The 14782-nt window shown below is 67.3% G+C and carries 13 protein-coding genes; 6 read left to right on the top strand and 7 right to left on the bottom strand.

The features are described 5' to 3' along the window. The 3 genes from AC1DJN_RS14350 to glyQ all read right to left on the bottom strand — a co-directional run. On the bottom strand, positions 1–667 hold a 667-nt coding region (locus tag AC1DJN_RS14350), incomplete at its 3' end, for an autotransporter assembly complex protein TamA (protein WP_478039358.1). A gap of 253 nt (positions 668–920) precedes the next feature. Beyond that, a complete protein-coding gene (gene glyS / locus AC1DJN_RS14345; protein WP_478039357.1) occupies positions 921–2996 on the bottom strand; it encodes a glycine--tRNA ligase subunit beta in 2076 nt (691 codons plus the stop codon). Between the two features lie 88 nt (positions 2997–3084). Then, positions 3085–3996, bottom strand: a complete 912-nt coding sequence (glyQ, locus tag AC1DJN_RS14340; RefSeq protein ID WP_025878768.1) for a glycine--tRNA ligase subunit alpha — start codon at positions 3994–3996, stop codon at positions 3085–3087. Between the two features lie 83 nt (positions 3997–4079). Between glyQ and AC1DJN_RS14335 the strand changes: the two genes are divergently transcribed. Genes AC1DJN_RS14335 through AC1DJN_RS14325 form a run of 3 tightly spaced genes read left to right on the top strand, consistent with a single transcriptional unit; the run spans position 4080 to position 7596 of the window. Continuing rightward, entirely contained in the window at positions 4080–5915 is a 1836-nt protein-coding gene (locus AC1DJN_RS14335; protein WP_442251896.1) for a GspE/PulE family protein, read from the top strand. Next, entirely contained in the window at positions 5887–6633 is a 747-nt protein-coding gene (locus tag AC1DJN_RS14330; protein WP_478039356.1) for a glutamine amidotransferase, read from the top strand. Before AC1DJN_RS14335 ends, AC1DJN_RS14330 begins: the two co-directional genes overlap by 29 nt. Before the next feature lie 51 nt (positions 6634–6684). Further along, positions 6685–7596, top strand: coding sequence for a BPSS1780 family membrane protein (locus AC1DJN_RS14325; RefSeq protein WP_025878765.1), 912 nt, complete (start codon positions 6685–6687; stop codon positions 7594–7596). A gap of 90 nt (positions 7597–7686) precedes the next feature. On the opposite strand, the gene tatC is transcribed toward AC1DJN_RS14325, so the two are convergent. The 4 genes from tatC to AC1DJN_RS14305 all read right to left on the bottom strand — a co-directional run bounded on the left by tatC (position 7687) and on the right by AC1DJN_RS14305 (position 10114). Further along, a complete protein-coding gene (gene tatC / locus AC1DJN_RS14320) occupies positions 7687–8436 on the bottom strand; it encodes a twin-arginine translocase subunit TatC (protein WP_025878764.1) in 750 nt (249 codons plus the stop codon). Next, positions 8433–8906: a Sec-independent protein translocase protein TatB gene (tatB, locus tag AC1DJN_RS14315; RefSeq protein WP_442251898.1), complete on the bottom strand. Its 474-nt coding sequence runs from the start codon at positions 8904–8906 to the stop codon at positions 8433–8435. The genes tatC and tatB overlap by 4 nt, the downstream gene beginning before the upstream one ends. A gap of 15 nt (positions 8907–8921) precedes the next feature. Continuing rightward, a complete protein-coding gene (gene tatA, locus AC1DJN_RS14310; protein ID WP_025878762.1) occupies positions 8922–9149 on the bottom strand; it encodes a Sec-independent protein translocase subunit TatA in 228 nt (75 codons plus the stop codon). A 74-nt stretch (positions 9150–9223) separates the two neighbouring features. Further along, on the bottom strand, positions 9224–10114 hold the full coding sequence (locus AC1DJN_RS14305; protein WP_478039355.1) for a lipid-binding SYLF domain-containing protein: 891 nt from the start codon (positions 10112–10114) through the stop codon (positions 9224–9226). Positions 10115–10280: 166 nt separating this feature from the next. On the opposite strand from AC1DJN_RS14305, the gene hemH reads away from it, so the two are divergent. The 3 genes from hemH (at position 10281) to AC1DJN_RS14290 (ending at position 14485) form a co-directional block, all read left to right on the top strand. Then, positions 10281–11243: a ferrochelatase gene (gene hemH / locus AC1DJN_RS14300; protein WP_032977539.1), complete on the top strand. Its 963-nt coding sequence runs from the start codon at positions 10281–10283 to the stop codon at positions 11241–11243. Beyond that, on the top strand, positions 11240–12097 hold the full coding sequence (locus tag AC1DJN_RS14295; protein WP_478039354.1) for an alpha/beta fold hydrolase: 858 nt from the start codon (positions 11240–11242) through the stop codon (positions 12095–12097). Before hemH ends, AC1DJN_RS14295 begins: the two co-directional genes overlap by 4 nt. 291 nt (positions 12098–12388) lie before the next feature. Next, positions 12389–14485 carry a methyl-accepting chemotaxis protein gene (locus AC1DJN_RS14290; RefSeq protein ID WP_478039353.1) on the top strand — a complete coding sequence of 699 codons (2097 nt, stop codon included), beginning with the start codon at positions 12389–12391 and terminating at the stop codon, positions 14483–14485. Positions 14486–14782 lie beyond the last annotated feature (297 nt).

Here is a 14782-nt window from a genome sequence, read left to right as displayed (position 1 = left end):
GGTCGAACAGCTTGTCGTCGAAGTAGTTCTGCTCGAAGGTCACCGGGCCCATGTTGTAGCGGCGGCCGCTGTCCCAGGTCAGGTCGATGTCGGCAGCGTTGTCCGCGCGGGTGATCTGCACCTGGCGCTGGGTGTAGTCGGCGTCGAAGTAGCCGCGCTCGGCCAGGCGCCGGGTCACGGTGATCTTGCTGGCTTCGTACTGGGTGTGTTCGAAGCGCTGGCCCTTGCGCGGCTTGAACGCGGCCAGGTCGTCCTGCAGGTACTGGTCGTACATCGCCGGACCGGTGATGTCGATATGCTCGCGGCGCACCAGCACCGGCTGGCCCTTGTCGACATGGATCAGCACGGTGACGTGCTCGTCCTGGCGTGGCGCCTCGACCTTGATCACTGGGTTGTAGTACCCGAACGGTTCCAGCGCCTGACGGGTCTGCCGCTCGGCCTGTGACAGCAGGTATTCCAGGCGCGACTCGCCCTGCTCCTTGCCGATCGTGTCGAACAACGACAGCGATTCCTGGATGTTCTCGATGATCGCGGCGTCGTCGCCCTTGTCCAATCCCTTGATGTCCACCTTGTCGATGGTGCCGCGCGCATGGGCCACGGAAGTGGCGCAAAGCGAGAGGACCATCAGCGGCAGGGCGTATTTCGTTGGCTGCATGCGGCACAGCATACCGACCGGAGGTGACGATGCGAAATGCATCACGTCAATCCGGATCGGTTGTTAAGTGGCGGTCAAAATACGCGCCTTTGTGGCGATCATCGCGGCCGCATGCGGAAATATCGGCATCGCGTCGCTGCCGGCCAGCGGCCGGCTACCCAGTAGATCCACGCCATGCGTGGATACGGTCTGATTCATGGCGAGCGCGCAGCGCGGCCTGCAGAAAAGCCGCCGGGCATGGCCCGGCGCTACCCATCGTGGGCGATCAGCTGGACAGGTRCTCGATCGCCGCGACCTTGCCCAGGCGCTCGCCCAGCATCGTCAGCAGTGCCAGGCGGTTGCCACGCAGTGCCGGATCCTCGGCATTGACCATCACCCCGTCGAAGAACGCATCGACCTGCGGACGCAGGCGGGCCAGGCGCGCCAACACGGCCACATAGTCCTTCTGGTGCAGGCTGGCGCCGGTATCGTCGATGGCGGCAGTCACAGCTTCGGCCAGCGCGCGCTCGGCATCTTCCTGCAGCAGGGCCGCATCGATCTGGCCCGGAATATCGCCTTCGGCCTTGCGCAGGATGTTGCGGATGCGCTTGTTGGCCGCGGCCAGCGCCTCGGCTTCCGGCAGCGCCGCGAAGATCCCGATCGCGTCCAAGCGGCGGTCGAAGTCGTACAGCGAGGCCGGCTTCAGCTCGGCCACCGCGTTGAAGTGGCTGGCCGGCACGCCCTTGTCGCTGTAATAGCCCTTCAGGCGGTCGAGGATGAAGTCGTACAGCTCGGCCACGTCGGCCTGCACGTTGCGCGCGGCCAGCCCGGCGTTGGCGCTGGCCAGCAGCGCGCGCAGGTCCAGTTCGAAGCTGCTTTCGATGATCGTGCGGGCCAGGCCCAGCGCGTTGCGGCGCAGGGCGAACGGGTCCTTGTTGCCGGTCGGCTTCAGGCCCGCGGCGAAACCGCCGGCCAGGGTATCCACGCGCTCGGCGATCGCCAGCACCTTGCCCAGCGGCGACAGCGCGATGTCATCACCACCGAAGCGCGGCTGGTAGGCCTCGTCGATGGCCAGCGCCACCTCCGGCGATTCGCCACCGGCCACCGCGTAGTGGCGGCCGGCGATGCCCTGCAGTTCCGGGAACTCATTGACCATGCGCGACTGCAGGTCGTTCTTGGCCAGCTGCGCGGCACGCTTGGCCAGCAGCGGATCGGCGCCGACCTGCGGCGCAATCACTTCGGCCAGCGCCACCACGCGCGCGACCTTGTCGGCCACGCTGCCCAGCTTGGCCTGGTAGGTCACCGTCTTCAGGCCCTCGCCCATCGCCTGCAGGCCCTGCTTCAGGTCTTCGTCGAAGAAGAACTTGGCATCGGCGAAGCGCGGGCGGATCACCCGCTCGTAGCCCTTGGCCACTTCGGCCACGTCCTTGGACTCGRTGTTGGCGATGCCGATGAACTTCTCGGTCAGCTTGCCGCCGTCATCCAGCACCGGGAAGAACTTCTGGTTGATCTCCATCGTCTCGATCAGCGCTTCCTGCGGCACCGCCAGGAACGCGCGCTCGAAGCTGCACAGCACCGCCGACGGCCACTCGACCAGGTTCACCACCTGCTCCAGGTTGTCCTCGGTGATGCGTGCGCTGCCACCGGCGGTGGCTGCAGCGGCTTCCACCTCGGCGACGATGCGCTGGCGGCGCTCTGCCGGGTCAACCAGCACGAAGGCGGCGCGCAGCGATTCCACATAGTCCTGCGGCTGGGTCAGCCACACGGTCTTGTCGTGCAGGAAGCGGTGGCCGCGGCTCATGCGGTCGGCCTTCAGGCCGAACAGTTCGGCCTCGACCACGTCACCGCCGTGCAGCAGCACCAGCCAGTGCACCGGGCGCGCGAAGCCCCAGCTGTGGTCGCCCCAGCGCATCGGCTTGGGAATGGGCATGCCGGCGATGGCCTCGCGCAGGATCTCCGGCAGCAGCGCAGCAGTGCGCGCGCCCGGGGTCACCGCACGGTGCACGAAGCGCTCACCCTTGTTGTCGGTGGTCTTTTCCAGCGCGGTCCAGTCGATCCCGGCCTTGGCCGCGAACCCCTGCAGCGCCTTGGTCGGCTGGCCTTCGGCGTCCAGCGCGATGTTCAGGTACGGGCCCAGCACTTCGCTGTGCTGTTCCGGCTGCTCCAGGCCAACGCCCGGCAGCAGCACAGCCAGGCGGCGAGGGGTCGACAGCGGGCGTGCATCGCCCAGCTCCAGTTCCACGCCGCGCTTGCGCAGGCCGTCGACAACACCGTCGAAGAAGGCCTGGGCCAGGCCCGGCAGTGCCTTGACCGGCAGCTCTTCGGTGCCCAGTTCAATCAGCAGGGGAGACAAGTGGCTCATCGGTTCGATCCTGTGGTGGGGGCGCAGCGCGCGACGCGGCCGGCGCCCCTGGGGTAGTAGGTGAAACGCGTGATGGGAGAACGGGCCGTCAGGCCTTCTTCGCGCCCGGGAAGCCCAGCTTCTCGCGCTGCTCGTAGTAGGCCTTGGCCACCGCCTGGGCCAGCGCGCGCACGCGCAGGATGTAGCGCTGGCGTTCGGTCACGCTGATCGCGCGGCGCGCATCGAGCAGGTTGAAGGTGTGGCTGGCCTTCATCACCTGTTCGTAGGCCGGCAGCGGCAGGTTCACTTCCACCAGCTTCTGCGCTTCGCGCTCGCAGGCATCGAAGCGGTGGAACATTTCTTCCACGTCGGCGTATTCGAAGTTGTAGGTGCTCTGCTCCACCTCGTTCTGGTGGTAGACGTCGCCGTAGGTCACCGGCTGCCCATCCGGGCCGTAGGTCCAGACCAAGTCGTAGACGTTGTCGCAGTTCTGCAGGTACATGCACAGGCGCTCGAGACCGTAGGTGATCTCGCCCAGCACCGGCCGGCACTCCAGGCCACCGGCCTGCTGGAAGTAGGTGAACTGGGTCACCTCCATGCCGTTGAGCCAGACTTCCCAGCCCAGGCCCCAGGCGCCCAGGGTCGGCGATTCCCAGTTGTCCTCGACAAAGCGCAGGTCGTGCACCAGCGGATCGATGCCCACCGCCTTCAGCGAATCCAGGTACAGCTGCTGGATGTTGTCCGGTGCCGGCTTCATCGCCACCTGGTACTGGTAGTAGCGCTGCAGGCGGTTCGGGTTCTCGCCGTAGCGGCCATCGGTCGGGCGCCGCGACGGCTGCACGTAGGCCGCGTTCCAGGTTTCCGGGCCGATCGCACGCAGGAAGGTGGCCGGGTGGAACGTACCGGCGCCCACCTCCAGGTCGAGCGGCTGGATGAGCACGCAGCCCTGCTGGGCCCAGAACTGGTTCAGGGTCTGGATCAGGCCCTGGAAGGTGATCGGAACGGTCGGGGTCGCGGACATGCGGACGAGTCTTGGCCGGCAAAGGGGTGCGCTAGTATAACGGCCGACCTGCGGGGCATTCCGTACCCGGAAGGAGCAGGTGGATGGAACATCGGCTGCCCACGGGCACGCCCGGCGAGCCTGGAGCGGCACCGTTGCCGCCCGGTCGCCTGCAGTTCGAACAGGTTGCGGCGGCCCTGCTGGCCGACGGCGTGGTGGCTGCGCACGAGCGCGAGCGCATCCGTTTTTCCGCACAGGGCGCCCGCAATGCCAGTGAAGTGCATCCACTGGTGCTGCTGTCCAACCTCAAGCTGGCCGCCAGCGACGGCGGCGACCTCAATCTGGAACGCCTCACCGAGTGGCTGGCCCAGCGTACCGGCAGCCGCTACCTGCGCATCGATCCGACCCGGGTCGACGTCGCCTCGGTCACCGCCGTGGCCTCGCACGCCTACGCGCGCCGCCATCGCTTCCTGCCGCTGGCGGTGGATGGCGAACGCGTGCTGGTGGCCACCAGCGAGCCGCTGGCACAGGAATGGCTGCGCGACCTGCAGCACCTGACCCGCCTTCGCATCGAGCTGGCGGTGGTCAATCCGCTGGACCTGCACCGCTACACCATGGAGTTCTTCGGCGTCACCCGCTCGGTGCGCGGTGCCCGTGGCGACGTACGGGGTGAGGCCAACACCACCCTGCCCAGCTTCGAGCAACTGGTGGAACTGGGCCGCACCGGCGACGTCAATGCCGACGACCAGCACATCGTGCACATCGTCGACTGGCTGCTGCAGTACGCCTACGAGCAGCGCGCCTCGGACATCCACCTGGAGCCCCGCCGCGAAATGGGCCGCATGCGCTTCCGCATCGACGGCGTGCTGCACAAGGTGTTCGAAGTGCCACCGGCGGTGATGACCGCCGTGGTCAGCCGTATCAAGGTGCTCGGACGCATGGACCTGGCCGAGCGCCGGCGCCCGCAGGATGGTCGCATCAAGACCCGCTCGCCCGGCGGCCGTGAAGTGGAAATGCGCCTGTCGACCATGCCGACCGCCTTCGGCGAGAAATGCGTGATGCGCATCTTCGACCCGGAAGCGGCCTTCAAGAGCATCGACCAGCTCGGCTTCAGCCCGCAGGAAGCGGCCGGCTGGACCGCCCTGGTCGAGCGCCCGCACGGCATCGTGCTGGTCACCGGCCCGACCGGTTCGGGCAAGACCACCACCCTGTATTCCACCCTGAAGCGGCTGGCCACGCCGGACGTCAACGTATGCACGGTGGAAGACCCGATCGAGATGATCGCGCCGGAATTCAACCAGATGCAGGTGCAGACCAACATCGACCTGGATTTCGCCAGCGGTGTGCGCACCCTGCTGCGGCAGGACCCGGACATCATCATGATCGGCGAGATCCGCGACCTGGAAACCGCGCAGATGGCCGTGCAGGCCTCGCTGACCGGCCACCTGGTGCTGTCCACCCTGCACACCAACGACGCGCCCTCGGCCATCACCCGCCTGCTCGACCTGGGCGTACCGCATTACCTGCTGTCGTCCACCGTCAACGGCATTCTCGCCCAGCGCCTGGTGCGCACCCTGTGCCCGCACTGCAAGCAGCCGCACACCCTCGGCCGGGCCGATTGGGCAGTGCTGGCTGATAGCGAAGCTGCATATCCAGATACCGCCACGCCCTGTCGGCCGGTCGGTTGCCTGGAGTGCCGGCGCACCGGATTCCTCGGCCGCATCGGCCTGTATGAGTTGCTGCCATTGGGCTCGCGCCTGCGCGGGCTGATCCGTGCGGACATGGATCTGGCCGGTTTCAACCGTGCCGCGCGTGCTGAAGGAGTGCGAACCCTGCGCCAGGCCGGGCTTGAAAAGGTGGCACAGGGGCTGACTACAATCGAGGAAGTCCTGTCGGTACTACCTCCCCCGGATGAATCCAGCGCCCTTCCTGATCCTTGAAACCGGCCGCCCCGTGCCGTCATTGCGCCGCTACGGGCGCTTTCCGCACTGGATCCGGGTCGCCGCCGGCCTGGAAGAACACGAGACCGTCGTGGTCGACGTCGAGCACGGCGCCGACCTGCCCGATCCACGCCAGTTCGCCGGCGTGCTGGTAACCGGCTCGGCCGCCTTCGTCACCGACCACGCCGAATGGAGCGAACGCAGTGCCGCCTGGCTGCGGCAGACCGCGCACGACGACGTGCCGGTGTTCGGCATCTGCTWCGGCCACCAGCTGCTGGCCCACGCGCTGGGCGGCGAAGTGGCCTACAACCCCGCCGGGCGCGAATCGGGAACGATTGAGCTGGCACTGGACCCGCAGGCCGCGAAGGACCCGTTGTTCCAGGGCCTGCCGAGCCACTTCGCGGCCCACGCCACCCATCTGCAGACCGTGCTGCGCGTACCCGAAGGCGCCGCCGTGCTGGCGCGCTCGCCGCTGGATGGCTGCCATGCCTTCCGCTGGGGCCGCCAGGCCTGGGGCGTGCAGTTCCATCCGGAATTCGCCACCCACCACATGCGTGGCTACGTGCGCGCACGCGCCGACTGCATCGGCCGTCATGGCGGTTGCGCGCGCAGTATCGAGCGCGCGGTCAGCGCCGCGCCGCTGGCGCGCCAGCTGTTGCGGCGCTTTGTCCGCCAGGCCCGGCTGTCTTCAGCCCAGCCGGTGGCAAAACAGGGATAATCGGCGGCACGGGCACACCGCCCGGCCCCTCCTGTCCCTCCCCGGATGTCCATGAAAGAGATTCGCAAGCTGCCAGCCTCGGCGGGCGCCCAGTGGTTGCTGGATACGTTCTCGCTGTATCGGCGTGCGCCGCTGCAGCTGGCCCGGATCGGCCTGACCTGGCTGCTGGTGAACTGGGTGGTCACCCTGCTGGGAACGATGCTGCCCGGTACCGCCGGCCTGGCCCTGCAGATGATGACGCTGGTGATTTCACCGGTGATGTTCGGCGGCATGCTGTACGCCATGGGTGAGATCGACCAGGGCCGTCCCGGCCTGGCCACCCATCTGCTGCAGCCGATCCGCGACCGTCGTGTCAGCCACCTGCTGGTGCCGCTGGCGATCCAGGTGCTGGCCGTGCTGCTGCTGGGCGCGCTGCTGTACCTGATGATCGGCCGCGAGGGCTTCACCGCCTTCAGCGACACCATGACCAAGATGCAGGAACTCGGCCGCAGCGGGCAGCAGATCAGTCCGGAAACCGCCGCCGAACTGGTCGCCAACCTGCCCGCGCAGCGCATCGCGCTGTGGATGCTGCTGGTGTTCTGCACCGCCGTGGCGCTGACCCTGGCGATGTTCACCCAGCCGGCACTGGTGGTGTTCGACCGCCAGAGCGGCATGCACGCGCTGCGCCTGAGCCTGCAGGGCTGCATCGAGAACATCGGCGCCACCGCCGTGTTCACCGTGCTCGGCCTGATCGCCGCGTTCTGCGTCTATGTGCTGTTCGTGATCGTGGTCCAGCTCGGCATGCTGCTGGGCGGCCCGCTGGCGGCGGCCTTCATCGCGCAGCTGGTGTTCACCACGGTGCTGATGCCGCTGTATGTCGGCGCCGTCTATGCGGCCTGGAAGCAGATGTTCGTGCATCGCGGCAGCCGCGGCGCACCGCCGGTGCCGCAGTCGCCGCCTGCCAACGACGTCTTCCACGCTTGAGCGGGGCTCAACGGTAGCGCCGGGCGATGCCCGGCGGATGGATGTCACTTCACCCCACGAACGCCGGGCATGGCCCGGCGCTACCGGGGATCAGGCCGCAGGCTTCTTGACCACCGAAGACGGAACCAGCCAGCGCGCGGCGTGGATGCCCAGCTCGTACAGCAGGCACATCGGGATCGCCAGCATCAGCTGCGACACCACGTCCGGCGGAGTCAGGATCGCAGCGAGCACGAAGATGCCGACGATCGCGTAACCGCGTCCTTCCTTGAACTGCTGCGGCGTGATCCAGCCCAGCAGCACCAGGATCACCATCGCCACCGGCAGCTCGAAGCTGCCGCCGAAGGCGAAGAAGATCGCCAGCACGAAATCCAGGTAGGCATTCGCATCCGGCGTGATCGCGATCACTTCCGGGCTGAAGGTGGTGAGGAAGTGGAAGACCGCCGGCAGCACCAGGAAATAGGCAAAGGCGCAGCCGGTGTAGAACAGCAGCACCGAGGAGACCAGCAACGGCATCGCCAGGCGCTTCTCACGTGCATACAGGCCCGGCGCGACGAAGGCCCACAGCTGGTACAGCAGCCATGGCACGGCCACGAACAGGGCCACGAAGAACGTCAGCTTCAACGGCGCGAAGAAGGCGCCGGCCGGGTTGGTGGCGATCATCGTCTGCCCATTGGGCAACTGCGAGATCAGCGGCTCGGCCAGTGCGTTGTAAAGCTTCTGGGTAAACGGCAGCAGGCCCAGCAGCACAACGCCCAGCCCCAGCAGCGCACGCACCAGGCGCGAGCGCAGTTCAACCAGGTGTTCCACCAGCGAACTTTCGCCGAAGTCGTGTTCGCTCATGACGGGCGCTCCGTGCGCGCGGGCGTTTCGGTCGCGGTATCAGCAACGGCATTGCCCGCAGCTTCAGCGGTGGCAGGCGTAATGGCTGCACCTTCAGTCGACGCCCCCCCCGGCTCGGGCGCATCCGCCAGATGTGGGGGCTGTTCGGCCGGGGCCGGTGCACGCACCTGCTGCGCCAGTGTGTCGCTGTGCTGTTGCATCTGCTCGGCTTCGCGGCGCATGGCTTCGCCGCTGGCACGCAGCTGGTTCTCGGTGTCCTGCATGCCCTGGCGCACGTCCTGCATCTGCCGCTTGATGTCTTCGGCCTGCAGTTCGCGTTCCAGTTCCTGCTTGACCGAATCCCATTGATTGCGCGCGCGGCGTACCCACAGCCCGGCGAAGCGGGCCGCCTTGGGCAGGCGCTCAGGTCCGAGCACCACCAAGGCGACAACCGCGATCACCAGCAGTTCGCTGAAGCCGATATCAAACACCGCAACCGCTCCGGATCAACGCGGCTTGCGGTCGTGCTCGTCCTGCGCGGTGCGCGAGGCGTCCTGGCTGCGCGACTCGTCGCCCAACTGCGCGTTCGGCTTGTCGTCGTCGTGCATGCCCTTCTTGAATTCCTTGACCGCCGAGCCGAGGTCCTTGGCACCACTGGTCAGGCGCTTGGTGCCGAACACCAGCAGGACGATGGCGAGCACGACCAACCAATGCCAGATGCTGAAACTGCCCATAAGTCGCTCGTTACGTTAGTGATCAGATTGCCGAGCATAGCGCACCGGCTGTTAGCCGGCGCGCGTGACGAAAGTCAGTTGTTGCCCAGTGTTTCAGTGCGGATTTCACCGTCGTTGACCGGCTGGAAACCCTGCTGGGCCGGCGGCGGGGTCTGCGGMACGGCCTGCAGCGGCGCCGTGGTCGCTTCAGCAGGTGCCGCCGGCGCTGCCTGAACAGGCTGCGGGGCAGGCGCTGCAGCAGCCGCCGGACGCGGTGCGTCATTGCCACCATTGCGGTTGTTGCGCGCCGCGTAGGTGGCCTCTTCCAGGCGATCACGGAAAGCGACCACATCCATTGAAGGCGAGCCAGCCGCGCGGCCCTCGAAGATCATCCGCGGGGTGGTGTTGCTGCCGTAGGCGTCAAGGTTGGCAGCATCGTCGATCTGCAGGATCGCACCATCCAGGGCCACGCCAGCGAACAGGCCGCGGGCGCGCGACCACGACCAGATCTCGGCCTTCAGCTGGCCATCGGTGGCGGCGGCGGCATTGCGGCCCACARGACCGGCGGCCACACCGGCATCGGCGCCGAGGGTGAACTTGCCGTTGACGAGGTTGTCCAGGCTGCGGTCGTTGCGGAACACCAGCACAACGTCGGAGGACTGCACACCGGCCTGGAAGCCGATGCTGCCGCCGGTGAGCTTGATGAATACCGGGTTGGACCACGCACCATTGGGCATGCGCACCGACATCAGGCCGTGGCCACGACGGCCGCCGATCACCAGACCGGCCTTGATCGTGTCGGGAATGACGATGACCGCGCGGCCTTCGTCGAGCAATTTGTCCGGAATGCCCTGTTCAGGGATTCCCTGGATTTCAGCCAGTACACGCACCGCGTTGCGGGCGCGCTGGTCTTCCTGCGGTCCGGCCATGGCCTGGCTGGACAGCAGGCTGGCGGCGATCAGCAGGGCTTGGATCGGGCGACGCATGGCAGGCTCCAGAAGTCAGTCCATAGGAAGATATAGCAAGTGACTGAAATTAGTAGTGTTGTGATGAATCCCCAATGAGCGTTGCCTGCTCATATTGGCCTCATCGATGACATCCATCCGAACCCTGCATGCCGACGTGACGATGGAATCGGCGACAATACCGCCCATGCTCGACGCACCCGATACCGCCGTACTGGCGGTCAACCTAGGCACGCCCGAGACGCCGACGGCCCCCGCCGTTCGCCGTTATCTGGCCGAATTCCTGTCCGACCGGCGCGTGGTCTCGCTGCCGGCACTGCTGTGGCAGCCCTTGCTGCGCGGTCTGATACTGCCGCTGCGCAGCAGCCGTTCAGCCGCCAAGTACGCCCAGGTGTGGCTGCCGGAAGGCTCGCCGCTGATGGTCCACACCCGCCAGTTGGCGCAGGCGATGCAAGCATTGCTGCCGACGCTGCGCGTACGCCACGCGATGCGCTACGGCGAACCCGCGCTCACCACCGAACTGGATCGGCTGGCCACCGAGGGCGTGCGCCGCATCGTGGTATTGCCGCTGTATCCGCAGTATTCGACCACCACCACGGCCTCGGTCGAGGATCGTGTGGATGCCTGGCAGCGCAGGAACCCACAGGTCACCGTCAGCCTGGTGCAGGACTATTCGATCGATCCGGACTGGGTCGCCGCCGTTGCCGGCTCGATCCAGCGCTACTGGCAGCAGCAGGGTCGCGGCCAGAAGCTGATGTTCTCCTTCCATGGCATTCCGCAGCGCCTTGCCGATGCCGGCGATCCCTATCCGCAGCGCTGCGAGGCCAGTGCGCGCGCGATCGCCGCAGCACTGGGCCTGGGCGCGGACGACTGGCAGATGGGTTACCAGTCGCGCTTCGGCCGCGAACGCTGGCTGCAGCCCTACGCCGAGCCCAGCCTGTGGGAGCTGGCCGAAGCGGGGGTGAAACAGATCGACGTCGTCTGCCCCGGGTTTGCCACCGACTGCCTGGAAACACTGGAAGAAGTCGCCATGGGCTTCACCGAAACACTGGCCGAGCGCGGCGCACAGATGCGCTATATCCCCTGCCTCAACGCCGCACCGGATCACGCCCGCGCACTGGCTCGGCTGGCCGTGGCGTCGCTGGCATGAGCCTGCAGCCGTTTGAGCTGCAGGTCGCGGGCGTCCGTGTCGCCGGCCTRCGCCGGCCGGGTAAGGGTCCGCGGGCGCTGGCCCTGCACGRCTGGCTCGACAATGCGGCCAGCTTCGTTCCGCTGGCGCCGCATCTGCCGCACCTGGACCTGGTGGCGATCGATCTGCCCGGGCACGGCCACAGCGCGCATCTGCCGATCGGGGCGGTGTACACCACGCCAGCAGCAATCACCCATGTCCTCGATGTCGCCGATGCACTGGGCTGGGACCGGTTCACCCTGATCGGCCATTCGATGGGTGCCGGCATCGCCAGCCTCGCCGCAGCGGTCAGTGATCGCATCGAACGGCTGGTCGCCATCGAGGCACTCGGCGGCCTGCGCGGGCCGGAGGAAGAAACTGCCAGCCGCCTGCGCGAGCACGTCGACGCCACCCGAGCACTGGCACGCAAGCAGCTGCGCGTGTTCCCGGATCTGGCTGCACCGATCCGGGCGCGGATGATGACCAACCAGCTCAGCGAAGGCTGCGCACGCCTGCTGGTCGAACGCGGTGTCGAGCCGGTCGAAGGCGGCTATCGCTGGTGCAGCGATCCGCGCCTGATGCTGCCCACCGCGATCCGCCTCAGCGAAGGCCAGATCGACAACCTGCTGCAGGCCATCACCTGTCCTACCCAGGTGATCTATGCCACGCCTGCACAGTCGTATTATCCCGAGCCGATGCGCAGCGAGCGCCTGCAGCATCTGCGTGATGGCCGCCTGGCGGTATTCCCCGGCAACCATCACCTGCACATGGAACACCCGGCGCGTATTGCCGCCGTCATCGATGCGTTCCTGAGCGAAAACGCCAACGCACGCTGACCATCGTCGGCCGCGCGCACTTCACTCTGCGCCAGTGCGGCCGATAGAACGGTAGTGGGCCCCTGCGTCCACAGCACGCAGGCCCTTTGTGCCTGCGGCTCGTTCCTGGTTCTGCAAGGAAGACCGCATGTCCCGTCTGCTGCACCGTCATCCACAGGATGTGGTCACGGTGTCCGTCCTCCGCGTCGCTGCCTGCGCCGCATTCCCCGAATTCCCCGACCGTGCCGTCGTTGCGCTCATCCGCGCAGGGCGTTGCAGGGTCGCTGCCGTCCGTTGATCCAGGAGTTGCCGATGTCCATTGCGTCCTCCCGCCCGCCCGACCAGGGCCGTGTCCCTTATCTGCAACAGCTGGCACAGCGGGGCGATCGTCGCCTGCTGCTGGGCAGCGTGGTATTCGCAGCGATCGGCCTTGTGCTTGCCGTGCGCGGCACGTCGCTGCCCGCTGCGAGCGCCGTTGCCGCCGCGGTACTGCCAGCCGCCTGGCTGGGCTGGCGCCAGGCCGGCCATGCGCTCGCGCGCAACGGCCTGGCCGTATTGCTTTCACTGCAGTTGAGCCTGCTCTGTCATATCAGCGGATTGAATGCCGCATTGCCCATCGCGCTGCTGCTGGGCGTGCTGCTCATCCAGCGTGACCGCATGCCGTTGTGGCTGGCCGGCGCCGTGGGTGTCAGTGCGTTGCTGGCGCCGTTGCTTGATGGGGCGGCCGTCCTGCCGCCGCTGTTGAATGCCATGGCCCTGGCGGTGCTGACGCTGGTGCTGGGCCAGACCGCCGCGCGCCTGCGCCAACAGAGCGAAGCGCTGGGTCACGGACCGCACCGCCTGGCGGCATTGGCACGCGACATTGCCACGGGCGCCGACCTCGGCGCACACAGCGATGCACGCAACTACGCACCCGGTTCACTGGCCCACGCGCTGGCCGATACCGCACGCCATGTGCAGGCGCAGCGCGGCCGCGAGGCCGAAGCACATGCCGAGAACGCGCAGATCCGCCAGGCACTGGATGCCTCGCGCACGGCGATGATGATCGCCGACAACGATCACGTCATCCGCTACGTCAACCGCTCGGTGGTGGCGCTGCTGCGCAACCAGCAGGCCACGCTGCGCCAGGCCTTCCCCGATTTCGACGCCGAGCGGCTGGTCGGCAGCAGCATCCATCGCTTCCATGCCAACCCTGACCGCATCCGCGGCATCCTCAATGGGCTGCAGGCGACACACAACGGCAAGGTGCGGATCGGGCCGGTGCACTTCGCTCAGGTCGTCACCCCGGTGTTCGACGCACAGGGCGCGCGCCTGGGTTTTGCGGTGGAATGGCATGACCGTACCCATGAACTGACGCTGGAGAATGCCGTCGCCGGGATTGTCGATGCCGCCGCGCAGGGTGATCTGGAACAGCGCCTGCAAGCCAGCGAAGGCGCCAGCTTCCTCGACGGCCTGACCGGGGGCATCAACCAGCTGCTGGACACACTGGGCAGCACGGTCGACGAAGTGCGGCAGATGCTTTCGGCGATGGCCAACGGCGATCTCGACCGTCGCATGCAGGGCGAGTACCACGGCGCGTTCGCCGCCATCCAGCGCGATGCCAACGCCACCGCCGGCCAGCTGGCGCGCATGGTGGGCCACATCCAGCACTGCGCCACCACCATCAGCACGGCCGCCAGCGAAATCGCCGCCGGCAACGGCGCGCTGTCCGAGCGCAGCGAGCGACAGGCCGCTCATCTACAGGAAACGGCCGCCTCGATGGAGGAGCTGACCGCCACCGTGCGCCAGAACGCAGCGCATGCGCGCCAGGCCAGCGAGCTGGCCGCCTCCACCCAGGGCGCAGCAAGTGATGGCAACCACGCCATGCAGCGGGTGGTCGACACCATGCAGGCCATCGAAGGCGCGTCGAAGCGGATCGGCGACATTACCGGCGTGATCGACGGCATTGCCTTCCAGACCAACATCCTCGCGCTCAACGCAGCGGTTGAAGCGGCACGCGCCGGCGAACAGGGACGCGGGTTCGCGGTCGTCGCCAGCGAGGTCCGTGTGCYCGCACAGCGATCGGCGGCGGCGGCCCAGGAGATCAAGGTCCTCATCGACGAGGCAGGACGTCAGATCGGCGAGGGCGCCCAGTTGGTGGCCGATGCCGGACAGCGCATGCAGGGCATCGTCGGCGGCGTGGAGAACGTAAGCCACCTGATGCGCGAGATCTCGGCGGCGTCACAGGAGCAGTCATCCGGTATCGAGCAGATCAACCAGACGGTGGTGCAGATGGACCAGGCCACGCAGCAGAACGCGGCGCTGGTGGAAGAAGCCACTGCGGCGGCACGTGAACTGCAGTCGCAGGCCGGTGCGCTGAACCAGGCGGTATCGGTGTTCCGCCGGCGCGAGGCCGCGTTGATTGACTGATCCGGGCCTGCGTCTGCTGCATGGAAGGCGGCGCCCGCAGGGCGCCGCCTTTTTGTTGGGCGTGGTTCCCGGCGGGGTTGTTTGACTCAACGGGTACGAAGGCGGTCCGTTTGAGGCTGCATGCGACACGATGATAAGTAAGAAGGCCAGAGCACCTGCCGCTGCGGCGGAGTATGTCCGCCAGCTGCTGTGCTCCACAGAATGCGGCACTCCGTGGGCGCCGCATCTACGCGTGGGTATTGAGTTCCGTAGTGCCGGCCGCTGGCCGGCAACCTCATGAACATCACGCGGCTGCAC

It is taken from the genome of Stenotrophomonas sp. 05L414_2, assembly GCF_056397905.1.
The sequence above is the reverse complement of the archived record's forward strand: the minus strand, read 5'-3'. Positions and strand labels throughout refer to the sequence as shown.